Raw genomic sequence first — 15,204 nt, 5'->3', positions numbered from 1 at the left:
TTGAACCGACGACCTTCGGGTTATGAGCCCGACGAGCTACCAGGCTGCTCCATCCCGCGTCAGTGGGGCGAATTCTACAGCTTGTAGCTTGGGTGTCAAGCGCTAATGTTTGATTTTCAACGTTTTTTGCCAGCACTCAATTTCTGCGCACAAAGAAAAAGGCCACTGCGTTAACAGTGGCCTTTTCTCGAATCTGGTTGCGGGAGCCGGATTTGAACCGACGACCTTCGGGTTATGAGCCCGACGAGCTACCAGGCTGCTCCATCCCGCGCCTGTGAGATCGAATTCTACGGATTTGCTCCACGATGTCAAGCAAATACTTTGGAAAATCCTTTTTTGTTCAATCCCTTAGCGCTCTATAACCCGGTGCAACTCAGGCAGGGCGGGGCTTTCAGGCCGATTATCGCCAGGCGGGGCCGCTGAGCTGTTTCAAAACAGGACGCATGCGATACTATCTGTATGAATTTACAGTGCTGACGGTCATCCATGTCCTTGCGCAAGATCATCCACGTCGACTGCGATTGCTTTTATGCCGCGATCGAGATGCGTGACGACCCGCGCCTGGCCGGGCGGCCCATGGCGGTGGGTGGCTCGCCCGAGAATCGTGGGGTGATCGCCACCTGTAACTATGAAGCGCGTGCCTACGGTGTGCGCTCGGCGATGTCGTCGCGGCATGCACTGAAACTGTGCCCCGACCTGTTGATCGTCAAGCCGCGTTTCGAAGCCTACCGTGAGGCCTCGCGGGAAATCCACACCATCTTTCGCGACTACACCGAGCTGATCGAGCCTTTGTCGCTGGATGAGGCCTATCTGGATGTGAGCGAAAGCCAGTGGTATGCGGGCAGTGCCACACGCATTGCCGAGGATATTCGCCGGCGTGTGGCGCGCACCCTCCATATCACCGTGTCGGCGGGGGTGGCGCCGAACAAGTTCTTGGCCAAGATCGCCAGCGACTGGCGCAAGCCCAACGGGTTGTTCGTGATTACGCCGGGTGAGGTGGAAGCGTTCGTCGCCGCCTTGCCAGTGGCCAGGTTGCACGGCGTGGGCAAGGTGACGGCGGAAAAACTGACCCGCCTGGGCATTGAAACCTGCCTGGAGTTGCGTGAGTGGTCGCGGCTGGCGCTGGTGCGCGAGTTTGGCAGTTTTGGTGAGCGCTTGTGGGGGCTGGCGCGGGGTATCGATGAGCGTGCGGTACACAACGACAGCCGGCGTCAGTCGGTCAGCGTGGAAAACACCTACGACACCGACCTGCCGGACCTGGCCAGTTGCCTGGCGCGGCTGCCCGAGTTGCTGGACAGCCTAAACGAGCGTATTGCCCGCATGGACAACAGTTACCGGCCAGACAAACCGTTCGTCAAGGTCAAGTTCCATGATTTCAGCCAGACCACCATGGAGCAGGCGGGAGCGGGGCGGGATCTGGAGAGTTATCGGCAGTTGCTGGCCCAGGCGTTCGCCCGCGGCAGCAAGCCGGTGCGCTTGCTGGGGGTGGGGGTAAGGTTGCGCGACTTGCGCGGGGCGCATGAACAGCTGGAGCTTTTCCCGCCTATATAAAGAAGGCGACTTGCGCGGTCCCCGCTGCATCGACCGCGCAAGCCCGCAAAACTATGCGAAAAGCCGGGTTATTGCACCCCTGGATCAGCCACCAGCCGCCCTGTAGCCTTGGTCAACGACTGCAAGAACTCCTGCTGCAGTTCCGGATCGTTGCGGGTCAGTTCGATCAGGCTCTGTTCCATTTCGCTGGCTTCTTCTTCAAGCCCCAGCTCTGACAGGCGCTTGACCCGGTGTACCCACTGGCCGACATCGTCATCTTCAAGGTCATCGAAGATCAGTTCATGGGCTTCGAGCAGCTTGTTGCGCAGGTTGGCGCTGACCAGCAGGCTGGCGTCGCCCCGTACCGCGTTGTCCTCGTCGAGCACCTGCAGGTGCAAGGTACCGATGTGGTTGAGGTTCTGTTCGGAGAACGGGCTGTCGAGCAGGTTCAGGCGCAGCACGCCATTGCGGTCGGTAGTCAGTTCGTGGGTCATCTTGCCGGCCTTGACCGCGACCAGGCGTTCGCTCCAGGGCACGCTGGTGGACTCCTCGCGCTTGCCTTTCTGCACCTCGCTGATACCGGCCAGGTTCTGCTGGGCACGGCCGTTGGACGCCACGTTCATGAACGGGTTGAGCCCGTCCACGCCGTAGCTCAACCAATCGTGGGTGATGCTTTGCGGCAGGTTGCCCAAGGCGAATACGTTGACCACGTTGGCGCCGACACCCGCCACCACAGCCACTGCGCCCAGCGGGATCTCGTAGACCTCCCGCCAGGGCTGGTAAGGCGTGTAGCGGTCGTAGCTGCGGGTGACTTCGAACTCGGTGACTTCGAAGCGCTTTTGCTCGTGCACGCGCACACGCCGTTGCGGAAGCTCCATCACCTTCGGCTCGCCGACATCGATCTGCAGGGTGTGCTCGAGCAGTTTGCGCTCGACGCGCTCCTCATGGTCGCTGCGCTGGGACATCTGGTTGGCGCAGCCGCTGACGAGCAGGGCGCCGCACAGTGCGGCCCCCCCAAGGGTAAAGGTACTTCGCTTGTACATGATCACTCGTGCATTGGTTATCAGCGGCGAACGCGGGCCTGCAGGAAGGTCAGCACTTCATTGAGCGGCAACGCCTGGGCGTCCTGCTCGGTGCGGTGCTTATACTCCAGGTTGCCTTCGGCCAGGCCGCGATCGCTGACGACGATGCGGTGCGGGATACCGATCAGCTCCATGTCGGCAAACTTGATGCCTGGGCTGGTCTTCTTGTCGCGGTCGTCCAGCAGCACTTCGAAGCCGGCAGCAGTCAATTCGGCGTACAGCTTGTCGGTTGCCTCGCGGACCACCTCGGTTTCATAGCGCAGCGGTACCAGAGCGATCTGGAACGGGGCCAGGGCGTCGTTCCAGATGATGCCCTTGTCGTCATAGCTCTGCTCGATGGCAGCGGCGACCACGCGGGAAACACCGATGCCGTAGCAGCCCATCGACAGAACCACCGGCTTGCCGTTCTCGCCCAGCACCTGGCACTTCAGTGCCTCGCTGTACTTGGTACCCAGCTGGAAGATGTGGCCCACTTCAATGCCGCGCTTGATCACCAGGGTGCCCTGGCCGTCCGGGCTTGGGTCGCCTTCGACCACGTTACGCAGGTCGGCAACCTGTGGTACCGGCAGGTCGCGCTCCCAGTTGACGCCGAAGTAGTGCTTGTCGTCGATGTTGGCGCCAATGCCGAAGTCGCTCATCAGGGCAACCGAGCGGTCGATGATGATTTCCAGTGGCAGGTTGAGCGGGCCGAGCGAGCCGGCACCGGCGCCAATGGCGTCGCGCAGTTCGGCTTCGGTAGCCATGACCAACGGTTCGGCAACCTGTTCCAGCTTGGTGGCCTTGATTTCGTTCAGTTCGTGGTCGCCACGGACGATCAGGGCGATCAGCTTGCCTTCTTCGGCGCCGCGCACGATCAGAGTCTTGACGGTCTTTTCGATCGGCAGGCCGTGGTTCTCCACCAACTGGGCGATGGTCTTGGCATTCGGGGTGTCGACCAGGCGCAGCTCCTCGGTAGGGGCTGGGCGCACGGTTTCACGCGGGATGGCTTCGGCCTTCTCGATGTTGGCGGCGTAGTCGGAGCTGTCGCTGAAGATCACGTCGTCTTCGCCGGACTCGGCCAGTACGTGGAACTCGTGCGAGTAGCTGCCACCGATCGAGCCGGTATCGGCCTGCACTGGGCGGAAGTCCAGGCCCAGGCGGGTGAACACGTTGCTGTACGCCTGGTGCATGCGGTCGTAGGTTTCCTGCAGGGAAGCCTGATCGGCATGGAACGAGTAGGCGTCCTTCATGATGAACTCGCGGCCGCGCATCAGGCCGAAGCGCGGGCGGATTTCGTCACGGAACTTGGTCTGGATCTGGTACATGTTGAGCGGCAGCTGTTTATAGCTGGACAGCTCGTTACGGGCCAGGTCGGTGATCACTTCTTCGTGGGTAGGGCCAACGCAGAAGTCGCGCTGATGGCGGTCCTTCAGGCGCAGCAGCTCGGGGCCGTATTGCTCCCAACGACCGGACTCCTGCCACAGTTCGGCAGGCTGGATGCTCGGCATCAGCACTTCCAGGGCGCCGGCGGCGTTCATTTCCTCACGCACCACGGCCTCGACCTTGCGCATTACCCGCAAGCCCATCGGCAGCCAGGTGTACAGGCCGGAGGCCAGTTTGCGGATCATGCCAGCACGCAGCATGAGCTGATGGCTGATGACCACTGCGTCGGCAGGGGTTTCTTTCTGGGTGGCGAGCAAATATTGACTGGTGCGCATGGTTAGCCGTGTCGATTGCCTAAGACGTTGAAATAGCCCCGCATTGTACGGGGGGGAAACGAAGGCGTACAGGATGCCCCAGGCGGTGACACTTGTCAGCCAAGAAAAAGCCCGGCGTGATCGCCGGGCTTTTTCAGGTGCGGGGCACTGCAAGCCAGGCTTACAGGATGCTCAGCGGGTACTCCACGATCAGGCGCAGTTCGTCGATCGATGGGGAATCGTAGTAAACGCCATCGGAAGAACGGTAGGTGGCCTGACGCACGCGGAAGCTCAGGTCTTTCGCCGGGCCTTCCTGCAGCACGTACTTGATGTCGACGTCGCGTTCCCATTCTTTGCCGTTGCTGGTGCCAGCGACGTTGGCGTCGGTACCACGTACATAACGGGTCATGAAGGTCAGGCCTGGAATGCCGTATTCGGCAAAGTTCAGGTCGTAGCGAGCCTGCCAGGATTTCTCGTCTTCGGCGTTGAAGTCGGAACGAGCCACGGAGTTGGCCAGGAAGATGGTGCCGCCACCGTCGATACCATAACCATAATCGCCGTCGCCGGTGACTTTCTGGTAGGCCAGGGTGAAGGTGTGAGCGCCGATGTTGTAGGCGCCCGACAGGCTGAATGCGCGGTTGTCCAGCTTGTCGCCATCGAAGGCACGGTACTCGGCGGAACCTTCGCTCTTGGTGTCGTAGATGTTGAAGTCGAACACCAGGCCTTGGTTGTCGGAGATTGGCATCGCCCAGTTGACGTTGGCGTAGTATTTGCGCCAGTAGTCTTCAACCTTCGAGTAGTACAGGCTGGTGCTGAGGTTGTCGGTGAAGGCGTAGGTGCCACCGACCACGTTGGCTTCTTTCAGGCCGAAGCTGTCGCGGTTGGTTTGTTCTTGGGCAGTCAGGCTGGTGAAATGGCCAGCGTGCAGGGTCAGCCCTTCGATCTCGTTGCTGGTGATCAAGGTGCCCTGGGCGATTTCTGGCAGCAGGCGGCTGTCATCGGTGGCGAAGACCGGCAGCGCGGTGAACTGGTCACCCACTTTCAGCACGGTGTCGGAGATGCGGAATTTGACCGCGCCGCCGCCCTTGGAGTAGTCATCCTGCGAACGGCCGTCGGAACCGGTCGGGAACAGGCCGGTATTGGCGCGACCCTTGCCGCTGTCCAGTTTCAGGCCGAGCATGCCGATGGCGTCGACACCTACACCCACGGTGCCTTGGGTGAAGCCGGACTCGAAGGTGCCGACGAAGCCCAGGCCGGTTTCTTCACGGCGGCTCTGACCGCCTTCGTTGTTGCGGAAGTCACGGCTGAAATACAGCATGCGGGTCTTGACGCTCAGCTTGCTGTCTTCGATGAAACCTTTGGACTCGTCCTGTGCCGAGGCCATTGCCAACTGCGAGGTCCCTGCCGAAACGGCCAGGGCGATCATGCTCCACTTCATCACGCGCATCGTGATTTGCTCCTTTGGTTTTTAGGAAGAGTACCGCTGCGTCCATGTGTTTTAGTTATATGGGGCAGCTCTTTCTTGTTATGTCGGCGAAAATGTATAGCACGCTGACTGTTGTTGGCGATATGGCTATAAGTACTCTTTGCGGAACTTTTTCACCATGTCGCTTTTAGGTATTTCCATGTCGCAAATCACGCCTCGGTTCAAGGGTTGTACAACCCCAACGCTGTACCTTTCACCGTAACGAACTTGTAACTACCGATCCGGGGCAGAAAATTCCCTGGTAACCAATGCCGCTGTTGTTATTTGTCGCGTGCATCTGACGTTGCAGATGTCGTGCCGACTTGGCGTGAAGGGAATGCAACAAGCGTGCTCAAAATTCGCAACAGTTCATGAAATTTTCACAAAACCTGCTACCGGGGGTCGGAAAGTGCCGTAAACACGGGGTGAGGGCTGGTTGAGGGCGTGTTGGTGTCGAGAATCATTAAAATTTAAAAAGCTGCCATGCAAGTCAAGGTGTTACCGCAATTTCTTCATCCGTAGTGTTTTGTGTGGTCGCAAGTGTGGAGAGCGTGGACAGTCGGCCTCATTTTGGTGCGAAAAGTAGCGCTGTGTTACCGGGAACGTGCAAGGTATCCTTGCAGCCCTGTTTTCCGCCTGAAGCGGGATGGTTTTGCCTGAAGGAGATAACCCGTGTTCATCCTCGATTCGCGATTGCAGCAGGATTCCCTGCTTCTGGGGGAGTTTGCGCTGTGCCAATTGCTGCTGAGCAAGGATGCCAATTACCCCTGGTTCATCCTCGTGCCCAAGCGCGCCGGCATCAGTGAGCTGTTCGAGCTGGAGGCGGCCGAGCAGCAGCAGTTGTGGCAGGAAACCACCCTGCTGGCAGAAGCGCTGAAGGTCAGCTACGCCGCCGACAAGATGAATGTGGCCACCCTGGGCAATGTGGTCAGCCAGTTGCACATGCATGTGATCGTGCGTCGGCGTGACGATGCTGCCTGGCCGGCACCGGTTTGGGGCAAGTGCCAGGCCGTGGCCTACACCGATGACCAGTTGCAAGCCATTCGCCAGCGCCTGCGCGGGCTGCAGCTTGCCGGCTATCAGGAGGCCTGAGATGTCGCTGGAAATGCGTATGGTCGAACTGGAAACCCGCCAGGCGTTCCAGGATGACACGATCCAGGCGTTGAATGACGTGGTGGTCGAGCAGGGGCGGGTGATCGAGCGCCTGCAAATGCAGATGGCCGAGCTGATCAAGCGTTACGAAGAGATGGTTGGCCAGTACGGCAGCGAAGGGGAAGAAGCGCCGCCGCCGCATTACTGATGCGAGGCCCCGTCCACAGGTATTGCGCCGCGCTCAAAGCCTGCGCAATACCTGTGAGGGCTGGTTGGTCGCCGCTGGCGTCGTCAGCGGCGGGTAACTGCCACCACGTCTTCTGCCTGCAGGCCTTTGTCGCGGTGCATCACCGAGAACTCCACGCGCTGGCCTTCGACCAGGATGCGGTGGCCCTCGCCGCGAATGGCGCGGAAGTGCACGAAGATGTCATCGCCCGAATCGCGGGAAATGAAGCCGAAGCCTTTCGACGTGTTGAACCACTTCACCGTACCGGTATCCCGGTTGCCGACATCTTGTGCTGCGTGCTGGGCGCTGCGTACCTTGCGCGGGCTGCGGGCAAAACCCACCGCCAGGTGCAGGGCCACGGCCAGCGTGGCGCAGACCAACGCCGCCAGGTTGCCCATTTCCGGGCGCGCCAGCAGGGTCAGGGTCTGCAGTACCACGGCCACCACCAGCAGGGCGCATGCCAGGTGTTGCAGTTGCTGGCGCGCGCCGCGGTAATACAGAGGCACGACCGGTGCCAGGACCAGGTTGAGCAGGCCTAGCAAGGCCAGGTAGACCGCGTCGGGTTGCTGCAGGAAGGGTGTTGCATCGGTTTTCAGGCTGGGTATGAGCGATAGCAGCAAGGCTGCCACGCCCGTCACCAGATGGACGATCTTGAACATGGGGTTGGCTCACAGTTGATTAGGCCGATCACAGGAAGAGCTGGCAGCACGGTGCGCATGAGGTGTAGAGCGCGAACACGTGGCAAGCCAGCCTATGCACCCGGCAATGACAGTCCGCACGGGTGGCACGCTGCCTATTTAACAGTAAAGCCGCAGGCTACTCAAACCGCGGGCCGCCCGGCGGCCGATGTGTTGCGCCATGTCACATGCGGCATGCGCCAAGTGTTGCTACAGTGGTCGGCGCCCGCTTGAGTCTCAAGCCTTATGGAAAGGGGAACTTCATGGCAATCGATATCGGTATCAGTGAAGAAGATCGCAAGTCCATCGTCGATGGGCTGTCCCGCCTGTTGTCGGATACCTACGTGCTGTATCTGAAAACCCATAACTTTCACTGGAACGTCACCGGCCCGTCCTTCCGCACCCTGCACCTGATGTTCGAAGAGCAGTACACCGAACTGGCACTGGCGGTCGACTCGATCGCCGAGCGCATCCGTGCGCTCGGCTTCCCGGCACCGGGGTCGTACGCATTCTATGCGCGGCACTCGTCGATCAAGGAGGAGGAAGGAGTGCCGGCTGCGGAAGAGATGATCCGCCAACTGGTGCAGGGGCAGGAAGCCGTGGTGCGTACCGCTCGCAGCATTTTCCCGGTGGTGGACAAGGTCAGTGACGAGCCGACTGCCGACCTGCTGACCCAGCGCATGCAGGTGCACGAGAAAACCGCCTGGATGCTGCGGGTGCTGCTCGACGGCAAGTAATTGTTCGGGGGAATGTAACCCTGTGGGGGCGGGTTTGCCCGCGAAGCAGGCGCTGCGATGGATGGCACGGGCTTTGCCCGTGTTCGCGGGGCAAGCCCGCTCCCACAGGGATGCCCTGGAGTCTAGAAAGTGAGCAAGCCAGTTGCTCCAGTCTGGTCAGCCTGCCCAAAGGTGTGACAATCCGGCAGGTTTGGCTTTTTGTGCAGGAACATTTTGCCGCTGCTTTAAGCGCGCCCGTCAGCGCTTCATAGGCCACCTGGTACCTGTGACGAGGAAGTGTGGCGCATGATGCAAGCGAGCAAGCGTGTGGCTGGCCAGGGCAGTTGGCCGGGAAAACAGTGCATTGATCCGTTCAAGGCGGATTTCGACATGTTGCAGACCCAGCCAGTGTCGCGCTCAGTGCGGCTCAACGGCTTTTCCACCTGCCTGCGCCTGGAGGCCGTCTACTGGGGGATTCTCGAGCGCATCGCCGCCGCCAACCGCTGCTCGGTCAGTGCGGTGTTGTCCTACGTAGACCGCGAGGTCCACCTGCGCCAGGGTGGAGTGCGCAATTTCAGCGGGTTGATCCGGGTAATCTGCGTGGCATGGCTGCAAGACCCGCCAAGTGTGCGTTGATCGCCGGGCGGGCTGCGCAGTGCCTGTTAACCATATATAATCCCGCTTTTTGCTGCCCCGGCAGCCAGCGTTGTGGTTGACGAGAGACACCCATGCCCCTTTATGACTATCAATGTGCATCCTGCGAGCACCGCATGGAAGTGCTGCAGAAGATCAGCGCCGCGCCGCTGACCGATTGCCCGGCCTGTCAGGCGCCAGCGCTGAAGAAGCTGCTGTCGGTGCCAGGCTTTCGCCTGAGCGGAAATGGTTGGTACGAAACCGACTTCAAGACCGGGGCGAAAAAGAATCTGGCAGGCGGCGACAAGGCCGACTGAGTTGAATGCTGTGACCGGGTCTTGCAGTATTAGCCCTCTGGGCGGCCAAGGCCTCCACCGAATACACGAATCACGAGAAGCGAAACCACCATCATGATGCGCAGCCATTATTGCGGCCAACTGAACGAGAGCCTGGACGGCCAGGAAGTCACCCTTTGCGGCTGGGTCCATCGTCGCCGCGACCACGGCGGGGTGATCTTCCTCGACATCCGTGACCGCGAAGGCATGGCCCAGGTCGTGTTCGACCCGGATCGCGCCGAAACCTTCGCCGCCGCCGACCGCGTGCGCAGCGAATACGTCGTACAGATCACCGGCAAGGTCCGCAAGCGCCCTGAAGGTGCAGTGAATGCCAACATGGCCTCCGGTGCCATCGAGATCCTCGGCTACCAGCTGACCGTGCTCAACGAGGCGGAAACCCCGCCGTTCCCGCTGAACGAGTACTCCGACGTCGGTGAGGAAACCCGCCTGCGTTACCGCTTCATCGATCTGCGTCGCCCGGAAATGGCTGAAAAGCTGCGCCTGCGTTCGCGCATCACCAGCAGCATCCGTCGCTTCATGGATGACAACGGCTTCCTCGACGTCGAAACGCCGATCCTCACCCGTGCCACTCCGGAAGGCGCGCGCGACTACCTGGTCCCAAGCCGTACCCATGCCGGTAGCTTCTTCGCCCTGCCGCAGTCGCCCCAGCTGTTCAAGCAGCTGCTGATGGTCGCCGGCTTCGACCGCTACTACCAGATCGCCAAGTGCTTCCGTGACGAAGACCTGCGTGCCGACCGCCAGCCAGAATTCACCCAGATCGACATCGAGACCAGCTTCCTCGATGAAAGCGAGATCATGGGCCTGACCGAAAGCATGATCCGCAAGCTGTTCAAGGAAGTGCTCGACCTGGAATTCGGCGAATTCCCGCACATGACCTTCGAAGAAGCCATGCGCCGCTACGGTTCCGACAAGCCAGACCTGCGTAACCCGCTGGAACTGGTCGACGTTGCCGACCAGCTGAAGGATGTCGACTTCAAGGTGTTCGCCGGCCCGGCCAACGATCCGAAGTGCCGTGTGACCGCCCTGCGTCTGCCAGGCGGTGCCAGCATGCCGCGCAGCAAGATCGACGAGTACACCAAGTTCGTGGGCATCTACGGTGCCAAGGGCCTGGCCTACATCAAGGTCAACGAGCGCGCTAAGGGTGTCGAAGGCCTGCAGTCGCCTATCGTCAAGAACATCCCTGAGGCCAACCTCAACAACATCCTCGACCGCGTGGGTGCCGTTGACGGTGACATCGTGTTCTTCGGTGCCGACAAGTTCAAGGTGGTCAGCGAAGCCCTGGGCGCGCTGCGTATCCGCCTGGGTCACGACTTCGAGCTGCTGACCTGCGAATGGGCGCCGATGTGGGTCGTCGACTTCCCGATGTTCGAAGAGAACGAAGACGGCAGCTTCACCGCGCTGCATCACCCGTTCACCGCGCCGAAGTGCACCCCGGAAGAGCTCGAGGCCAACCCGGCCACCGCGCTGTCGCGTGCCTACGACATGGTGCTGAACGGTACCGAACTGGGTGGCGGTTCGATCCGTATCCACCGTAAAGAGATGCAACAGGCAGTATTCCGCCTGCTGGGCATCGAGGCAGCGGAACAGGAAGAGAAGTTCGGCTTCCTGCTCGACGCCCTGAAGTTCGGTGCACCGCCTCACGGTGGCCTGGCCTTCGGCCTGGATCGCCTGGTCATGCTGATGACCGGCGCCCAGTCGATCCGTGAAGTGATCGCCTTCCCGAAAACCCAGAGCGCTGCGTGCGTCATGACCCAGGCCCCTGGCCTGGTCGACGCCAAGGCCCTGCGCGAGCTGCACATCCGACTGCGCGAACAGACTAAAGTCGAGTAAGCAGTCCCCGGGCGCATCCACATGATGCGCCCTTTGCGTTCCGGCGCAGGCATTTTCCCGCCCCGCCCCGTCATGGGGCGGGGCTGTTTGTGAGTCAAAGGATTCGGAGTCGTTATGGCTGGTCATTCCAAGTGGGCGAACATCAAGCACCGCAAAGAGCGCCAGGATGCCAAGAGAGGCAAGGTCTTCACCAAGTGGATCCGCGAACTGACGGTCGCTGCAAAGCAGGGCGGGCCTGACCCGGCTTCCAACCCGCGGCTGCGCCTGGCGCTGGACAAGGCCCTGGGCGCCAACATGAGCCGCGACATTATCGATCGCGCCGTGGCCCGTGGTGCCGGCACCAACGAAAGCGACAACGTCGAAGAACTCAGCTACGAGGGTTACGGCCCGGGTGGCGTGGCGATCATGGTCGAAGCCATGACCGACAACCGCAACCGTACCGCCGCCGCTGTGCGCCATGCCTTCACCAAGTGTGGCGGCAACCTCGGCACCGACGGCTCAGTGGCCTACCTGTTCGAGCGCAAGGGGCAGATCAGCTTTGCCCCAGGCGTGGACGAAGACGCGTTGATGGAAGCGGCGATGGAAGCCGATGCCGATGACGTGGTAGCCAACGACGACGGTTCGTTCGAGGTGTTCACATCGTTCAACAGCTTCTACGCGGTGCGTAATGCCCTGGAAGAAGCCGGCTTCAAGGCGGCTGACGCGGAAATCGTCATGCAGCCGACCACCAGCGCCGAACTCGATCAGGATGGTGCCGAGAAGGTGCTCAAGCTGATCGACATGCTCGAAGACCTGGATGACGTGCAGAACGTCTACTCCAACGCCCAGATTTCCGATGAGATCATGGAAAACCTCGGTTAAGGTGATTTGGCATTTTGTGCCAACTCTGAGCGTTTGATAGCGCCTGTGCCGGCCCTTTCGCGGGTAAACCCGCTCCTACAGGTATTACGCCCATTTCAAATGTGGTGCAGTACCTGTAGGAGCGGGTTTACCCGCGAAAGGGCCGGCGCAGTTTGTAGAGATGCATCATTTTTTCGACGGGCTTTATGACTCTGATTCTAGGTATCGACCCCGGCTCGCGCATCACCGGCTATGGCGTGGTACGCCAGACCGCCCGTGGTTGCGAGTACGTGGCGTCGGGCTGTATCCGCACCGGCAGCGGTGAGTTGCACGAACGGCTGCAGATCGTTTTTCGCGGTGTCAGTGAAATCATCGCCCTCCACGGCCCAGTGACCATGGGCATCGAGCGCGTGTTCATGGCCCGCAATGCCGACTCGGCGCTCAAGCTCGGCCAGGCCCGTGGCGCGGCTATCGTCGCGGCTGCCGAGGCTGGCCTGGAAATCGCCGAATACAGCGCCACTCAGGTGAAGCAGGCCGTGGCCGGCACCGGGGGAGCCAACAAGGAGCAGGTGATGATGATGGTCATGCACTTGCTGAAACTGACGCAAAAGCCGCAGATCGACGCCTCTGACGCCCTGGCGATTGCACTGTGCCACGCCCACACCCGTTCCAGCCTGGTCCCCCATGGCCTCGCCACGGCTCGGCGACGCGGCGGGCGCTTGCGTCTTTGAGCGCTTCATGCGCAGATACAAAATTTGTCTGGGTGAAGCATTCACCCGCTGAATTTGCTGATAGGGTTGAGCGGTCTTTGACCGGCTCCCCGAGAGGAAGGATCGGAACGTGATTGGACGTTTGCGCGGCACCCTGGCGGAAAAACAGCCGCCGCACCTGATTATCGACGTCAACGGCGTGGGTTACGAACTGGAAGTTCCCATGACCACGCTGTACCGTCTGCCCAAAGTGGGCGAAACCGTCACTGTGCACACCCACCTGGTCGTGCGCGAAGACGCCCACCTGCTCTACGGTTTTGCCGAAAAGCGCGAGCGCGAGCTGTTCCGTGAGCTTATCCGCCTGAACGGCGTGGGGCCGAAGCTGGCCCTGGCGCTGATGTCCGGCCTGGAAGTGGACGAGTTGGTGCGCTGCGTGCAGGCCCAGGACACTTCTGCCCTGGTGCGCGTGCCTGGTGTCGGCAAAAAGACCGCCGAACGCCTGCTGGTCGAGCTCAAGGACCGCTTCAAGGCCTGGGAAACTTCCCCGGCCATGTTCACCCTGGTCTCCGACGGGCCATTGCCGGTCGCCAGCGAGTCCAGCGCTGAAGCCGATGCGGTCAGTGCCCTGGTTTCGCTGGGTTACAAGCCACAGGAAGCCAGCAAGGCTATCGCCGCGATCAAGGACAAGGCCGGCCTCAGCAGTGAAGAACTGATCCGCCGCAGCCTGAAAGGGATGATTACCAAGTGATCGAAGCCGACCGCCTGATCGCCGCCAGTGGCCGCGACCGTGAAGAAGTCCAGGACCGGGCGATTCGTCCGCTCAGCCTGGACGATTACATCGGCCAGCCGGTGGTGCGCGAGCAGATGGCACTGTTCATCCAGGCCGCCCGTGGCCGCAGTGAGTCGCTCGATCACACGCTTATCTTCGGCCCGCCAGGTTTGGGCAAGACCACCCTGGCCAACATCATCGCCCATGAAATGGGTGTGTCGGTTAAAAGCACCTCGGGGCCTATTCTGGAGCGCCCGGGCGACCTGGCGGCCATGCTGACCAACCTCGAACCGCACGACGTGCTGTTCATCGACGAGATCCACCGCCTGTCACCGGTCGTCGAAGAGGTCTTGTACCCGGCCATGGAAGACTTCCAGCTCGACATCATGATCGGCGAAGGTCCGGCGGCCCGTTCGATCAAGCTCGACCTGCCACCGTTCACCCTGGTCGGCGCCACTACCCGGGCGGGTATGCTCACCAACCCGCTGCGTGACCGCTTCGGTATCGTTCAGCGCCTGGAGTTCTACAGCGACAAGGACCTGGCTACCATCGTCAGCCGGTCGGCCAATATCCTTGGCCTGGCCATCGAAGACCAGGGGGCCTACGAAATCGCCCGCCGGGCGCGCGGCACGCCGCGGATCGCCAACCGCCTGCTGCGCCGCGTGCGTGACTATGCCGAGGTGCGCGGCAAGGGCCAGATCACCAAGGCCGTGGCCGACATGGCGCTGAACCTGCTGGACGTCGACGAGCGCGGTTTCGACCATTCCGACCGCCGCCTGCTGCTGACCATGATCGAGAAGTTCGATGGTGGCCCGGTGGGTGTGGACAACCTGGCCGCAGCCATCAGCGAAGAGCGCCATACCATCGAAGACGTGCTCGAACCGTACCTGATTCAGCAGGGCTATATCATGCGTACACCGCGCGGTCGCGTGGTCACCCGTCATGCTTACCTGCACTTCGGCCTGAGTATTCCAGGGCGCCTGGGGGAGGGTGGTGATTTTTCCGAGCCGGGCGATGAATGACAGATCAAAACCGACTTTTCGTGGTCCTACCGCTGGCATGCCCTTGGTGCGCTGGCAATAAGACATTAATGAAGCAAAAACAGTTGCCGCAGCGGATTGGCAAGCTGAGGAGTAAGCACTAGAGTATGCGCGCGCAAAATGGCCTGGAACCGTTCGCACACCGTTGTCGCGTCTATTACGAAGATACCGATGCCGGTGGCGTGGTGTATTACGTCAATTACCTGAAATTCATGGAGCGCGCGCGCACCGAACGCCTGCGGCACCTGGGCTTTTCCCAGTCGCTTCTGGCCGAAGACAACCTGCTGTTCGTGGTCCATTCCAGCGAAGCGCGCTATCACGCGCCGGCGCGGCTGGACGACGAACTGCGAGTCACCGCGCAAGTACTTGAACTCAATCGCGCCAGCCTGCGTTTCGTACAGCAGGTCTGGCGGGAAAAGGATGAAACGCTGCTCTGCGAAGGGCAGTTCCTGGTGGCCGCAGTGCGCGCCGATACTTTCAAACCCCGAGCCATACCTCCCCAGCTGCGCGACGCCTTTGCGGCGGACGGCTCGGGTAATCAATCGAATGCAGGAGAATAAGC

Annotated in this window: 16 protein-coding genes and 1 tRNA gene; 12 read left to right on the top strand and 5 right to left on the bottom strand. The window is 61.0% G+C overall.

Features of this window, described 5'->3' with window-relative positions; translation table 11 throughout:
- Positions 1 to 194: 194 nt before the first annotated feature.
- Positions 195 to 271: transfer RNA gene (locus tag E8E68_RS21515), tRNA-Met, on the bottom strand.
- Positions 272 to 492: 221 nt separating this feature from the next.
- Between E8E68_RS21515 and dinB the strand changes: the two genes are divergently transcribed.
- On the top strand, positions 493 to 1,551 hold the full coding sequence (gene dinB / locus E8E68_RS21510) for a DNA polymerase IV (RefSeq protein WP_177410719.1): 1,059 nt from the start codon (positions 493 to 495) through the stop codon (positions 1,549 to 1,551).
- Between the two features lie 68 nt (positions 1,552 to 1,619).
- Here dinB and E8E68_RS21505 read toward each other — a convergent pair whose 3' ends face one another.
- From E8E68_RS21505 to E8E68_RS21495, 3 genes are all read right to left on the bottom strand, one after another.
- The gene (locus E8E68_RS21505) at positions 1,620 to 2,573 is read right to left on the bottom strand and encodes a hypothetical protein (RefSeq protein ID WP_266031699.1); all 954 of its coding nucleotides are present in this window, start codon (positions 2,571 to 2,573) and stop codon (positions 1,620 to 1,622) included.
- Positions 2,574 to 2,593: 20 nt separating this feature from the next.
- Positions 2,594 to 4,309, bottom strand: a complete 1,716-nt coding sequence (locus E8E68_RS21500) for a proline--tRNA ligase (protein ID WP_280344533.1) — start codon at positions 4,307 to 4,309, stop codon at positions 2,594 to 2,596.
- 160 nt (positions 4,310 to 4,469) lie between these two features.
- Positions 4,470 to 5,735, bottom strand: coding sequence for an OprD family porin (locus E8E68_RS21495; RefSeq protein ID WP_110743821.1), 1,266 nt, complete (start codon positions 5,733 to 5,735; stop codon positions 4,470 to 4,472).
- 690 nt (positions 5,736 to 6,425) lie between these two features.
- Here E8E68_RS21495 and E8E68_RS21490 point away from each other — a divergent pair.
- The gene (locus E8E68_RS21490) at positions 6,426 to 6,845 is read left to right on the top strand and encodes an HIT domain-containing protein (RefSeq protein ID WP_280344529.1); all 420 of its coding nucleotides are present in this window, start codon (positions 6,426 to 6,428) and stop codon (positions 6,843 to 6,845) included.
- A gap of 1 nt (position 6,846) precedes the next feature.
- On the top strand, positions 6,847 to 7,053 hold the full coding sequence (locus E8E68_RS21485; RefSeq protein ID WP_110743819.1) for a SlyX family protein: 207 nt from the start codon (positions 6,847 to 6,849) through the stop codon (positions 7,051 to 7,053).
- Positions 7,054 to 7,136: 83 nt separating this feature from the next.
- Here the strand turns inward: E8E68_RS21485 and E8E68_RS21480 are convergent, their stop codons facing one another.
- The gene (locus tag E8E68_RS21480; protein WP_110743818.1) at positions 7,137 to 7,730 is read right to left on the bottom strand and encodes a cold-shock protein; all 594 of its coding nucleotides are present in this window, start codon (positions 7,728 to 7,730) and stop codon (positions 7,137 to 7,139) included.
- Between the two features lie 281 nt (positions 7,731 to 8,011).
- Here E8E68_RS21480 and E8E68_RS21475 point away from each other — a divergent pair, with 281 nt between their 5' ends.
- From E8E68_RS21475 to ybgC, 9 genes are all read left to right on the top strand, one after another.
- Entirely contained in the window at positions 8,012 to 8,485 is a 474-nt protein-coding gene (locus tag E8E68_RS21475; RefSeq protein ID WP_110743817.1) for a Dps family protein, read from the top strand.
- 285 nt (positions 8,486 to 8,770) lie between these two features.
- Positions 8,771 to 9,100, top strand: coding sequence for a ribbon-helix-helix domain-containing protein (locus E8E68_RS21470; protein ID WP_016488658.1), 330 nt, complete (start codon positions 8,771 to 8,773; stop codon positions 9,098 to 9,100).
- 92 nt (positions 9,101 to 9,192) lie between these two features.
- Entirely contained in the window at positions 9,193 to 9,414 is a 222-nt protein-coding gene (locus E8E68_RS21465) for a zinc ribbon domain-containing protein (protein WP_003254776.1), read from the top strand.
- A 93-nt stretch (positions 9,415 to 9,507) separates the two neighbouring features.
- A complete protein-coding gene (gene aspS / locus E8E68_RS21460; RefSeq protein ID WP_110743815.1) occupies positions 9,508 to 11,283 on the top strand; it encodes an aspartate--tRNA ligase in 1,776 nt (591 codons plus the stop codon).
- 114 nt (positions 11,284 to 11,397) lie between these two features.
- Complete coding sequence (locus tag E8E68_RS21455; protein ID WP_110743814.1) at positions 11,398 to 12,144, top strand: YebC/PmpR family DNA-binding transcriptional regulator; 747 nt, start codon at positions 11,398 to 11,400, stop codon at positions 12,142 to 12,144.
- A gap of 185 nt (positions 12,145 to 12,329) precedes the next feature.
- Positions 12,330 to 12,854, top strand: coding sequence for a crossover junction endodeoxyribonuclease RuvC (gene ruvC, locus E8E68_RS21450; RefSeq protein WP_110743813.1), 525 nt, complete (start codon positions 12,330 to 12,332; stop codon positions 12,852 to 12,854).
- A gap of 109 nt (positions 12,855 to 12,963) precedes the next feature.
- Entirely contained in the window at positions 12,964 to 13,581 is a 618-nt protein-coding gene (ruvA, locus tag E8E68_RS21445; RefSeq protein ID WP_110743812.1) for a Holliday junction branch migration protein RuvA, read from the top strand.
- Positions 13,578 to 14,624, top strand: a complete 1,047-nt coding sequence (gene ruvB / locus E8E68_RS21440; protein ID WP_280344523.1) for a Holliday junction branch migration DNA helicase RuvB — start codon at positions 13,578 to 13,580, stop codon at positions 14,622 to 14,624. Before ruvA ends, ruvB begins: the two co-directional genes overlap by 4 nt.
- 125 nt (positions 14,625 to 14,749) lie before the next feature.
- Entirely contained in the window at positions 14,750 to 15,202 is a 453-nt protein-coding gene (gene ybgC / locus E8E68_RS21435; protein ID WP_110743810.1) for a tol-pal system-associated acyl-CoA thioesterase, read from the top strand.
- Positions 15,203 to 15,204 lie beyond the last annotated feature (2 nt).

Source organism: Pseudomonas sp. BN607 (genome assembly GCF_029871175.1).
Taxonomy (GTDB): domain Bacteria; phylum Pseudomonadota; class Gammaproteobacteria; order Pseudomonadales; family Pseudomonadaceae; genus Aquipseudomonas.
Note: the sequence above shows the minus strand (reverse complement) of the source record. Positions and strands in the feature narration are given on the sequence as shown.

What these genes read in the sequence shown, in the direction of transcription:
- E8E68_RS21505 (WP_266031699.1), bottom strand. Translation starts at nt 2,573, where the DNA reads ATGTACAAGCGAAGTACCTTTACCCTTGGGGGGGCCGCACTGTGCGGC.
- E8E68_RS21470 (WP_016488658.1), top strand. Translation starts at nt 8,771, where the DNA reads ATGATGCAAGCGAGCAAGCGTGTGGCTGGCCAGGGCAGTTGGCCGGGA.
- E8E68_RS21465 (WP_003254776.1), top strand. Translation starts at nt 9,193, where the DNA reads ATGCCCCTTTATGACTATCAATGTGCATCCTGCGAGCACCGCATGGAA.
- E8E68_RS21485 (WP_110743819.1), top strand. Translation starts at nt 6,847, where the DNA reads ATGTCGCTGGAAATGCGTATGGTCGAACTGGAAACCCGCCAGGCGTTC.
- E8E68_RS21495 (WP_110743821.1), bottom strand. Translation starts at nt 5,735, where the DNA reads ATGCGCGTGATGAAGTGGAGCATGATCGCCCTGGCCGTTTCGGCAGGG.
- E8E68_RS21500 (WP_280344533.1), bottom strand. Translation starts at nt 4,309, where the DNA reads ATGCGCACCAGTCAATATTTGCTCGCCACCCAGAAAGAAACCCCTGCC.
- ruvC (WP_110743813.1), top strand. Translation starts at nt 12,330, where the DNA reads ATGACTCTGATTCTAGGTATCGACCCCGGCTCGCGCATCACCGGCTAT.
- ybgC (WP_110743810.1), top strand. Translation starts at nt 14,750, where the DNA reads ATGCGCGCGCAAAATGGCCTGGAACCGTTCGCACACCGTTGTCGCGTC.
- E8E68_RS21475 (WP_110743817.1), top strand. Translation starts at nt 8,012, where the DNA reads ATGGCAATCGATATCGGTATCAGTGAAGAAGATCGCAAGTCCATCGTC.
- E8E68_RS21455 (WP_110743814.1), top strand. Translation starts at nt 11,398, where the DNA reads ATGGCTGGTCATTCCAAGTGGGCGAACATCAAGCACCGCAAAGAGCGC.
- aspS (WP_110743815.1), top strand. Translation starts at nt 9,508, where the DNA reads ATGATGCGCAGCCATTATTGCGGCCAACTGAACGAGAGCCTGGACGGC.
- E8E68_RS21480 (WP_110743818.1), bottom strand. Translation starts at nt 7,730, where the DNA reads ATGTTCAAGATCGTCCATCTGGTGACGGGCGTGGCAGCCTTGCTGCTA.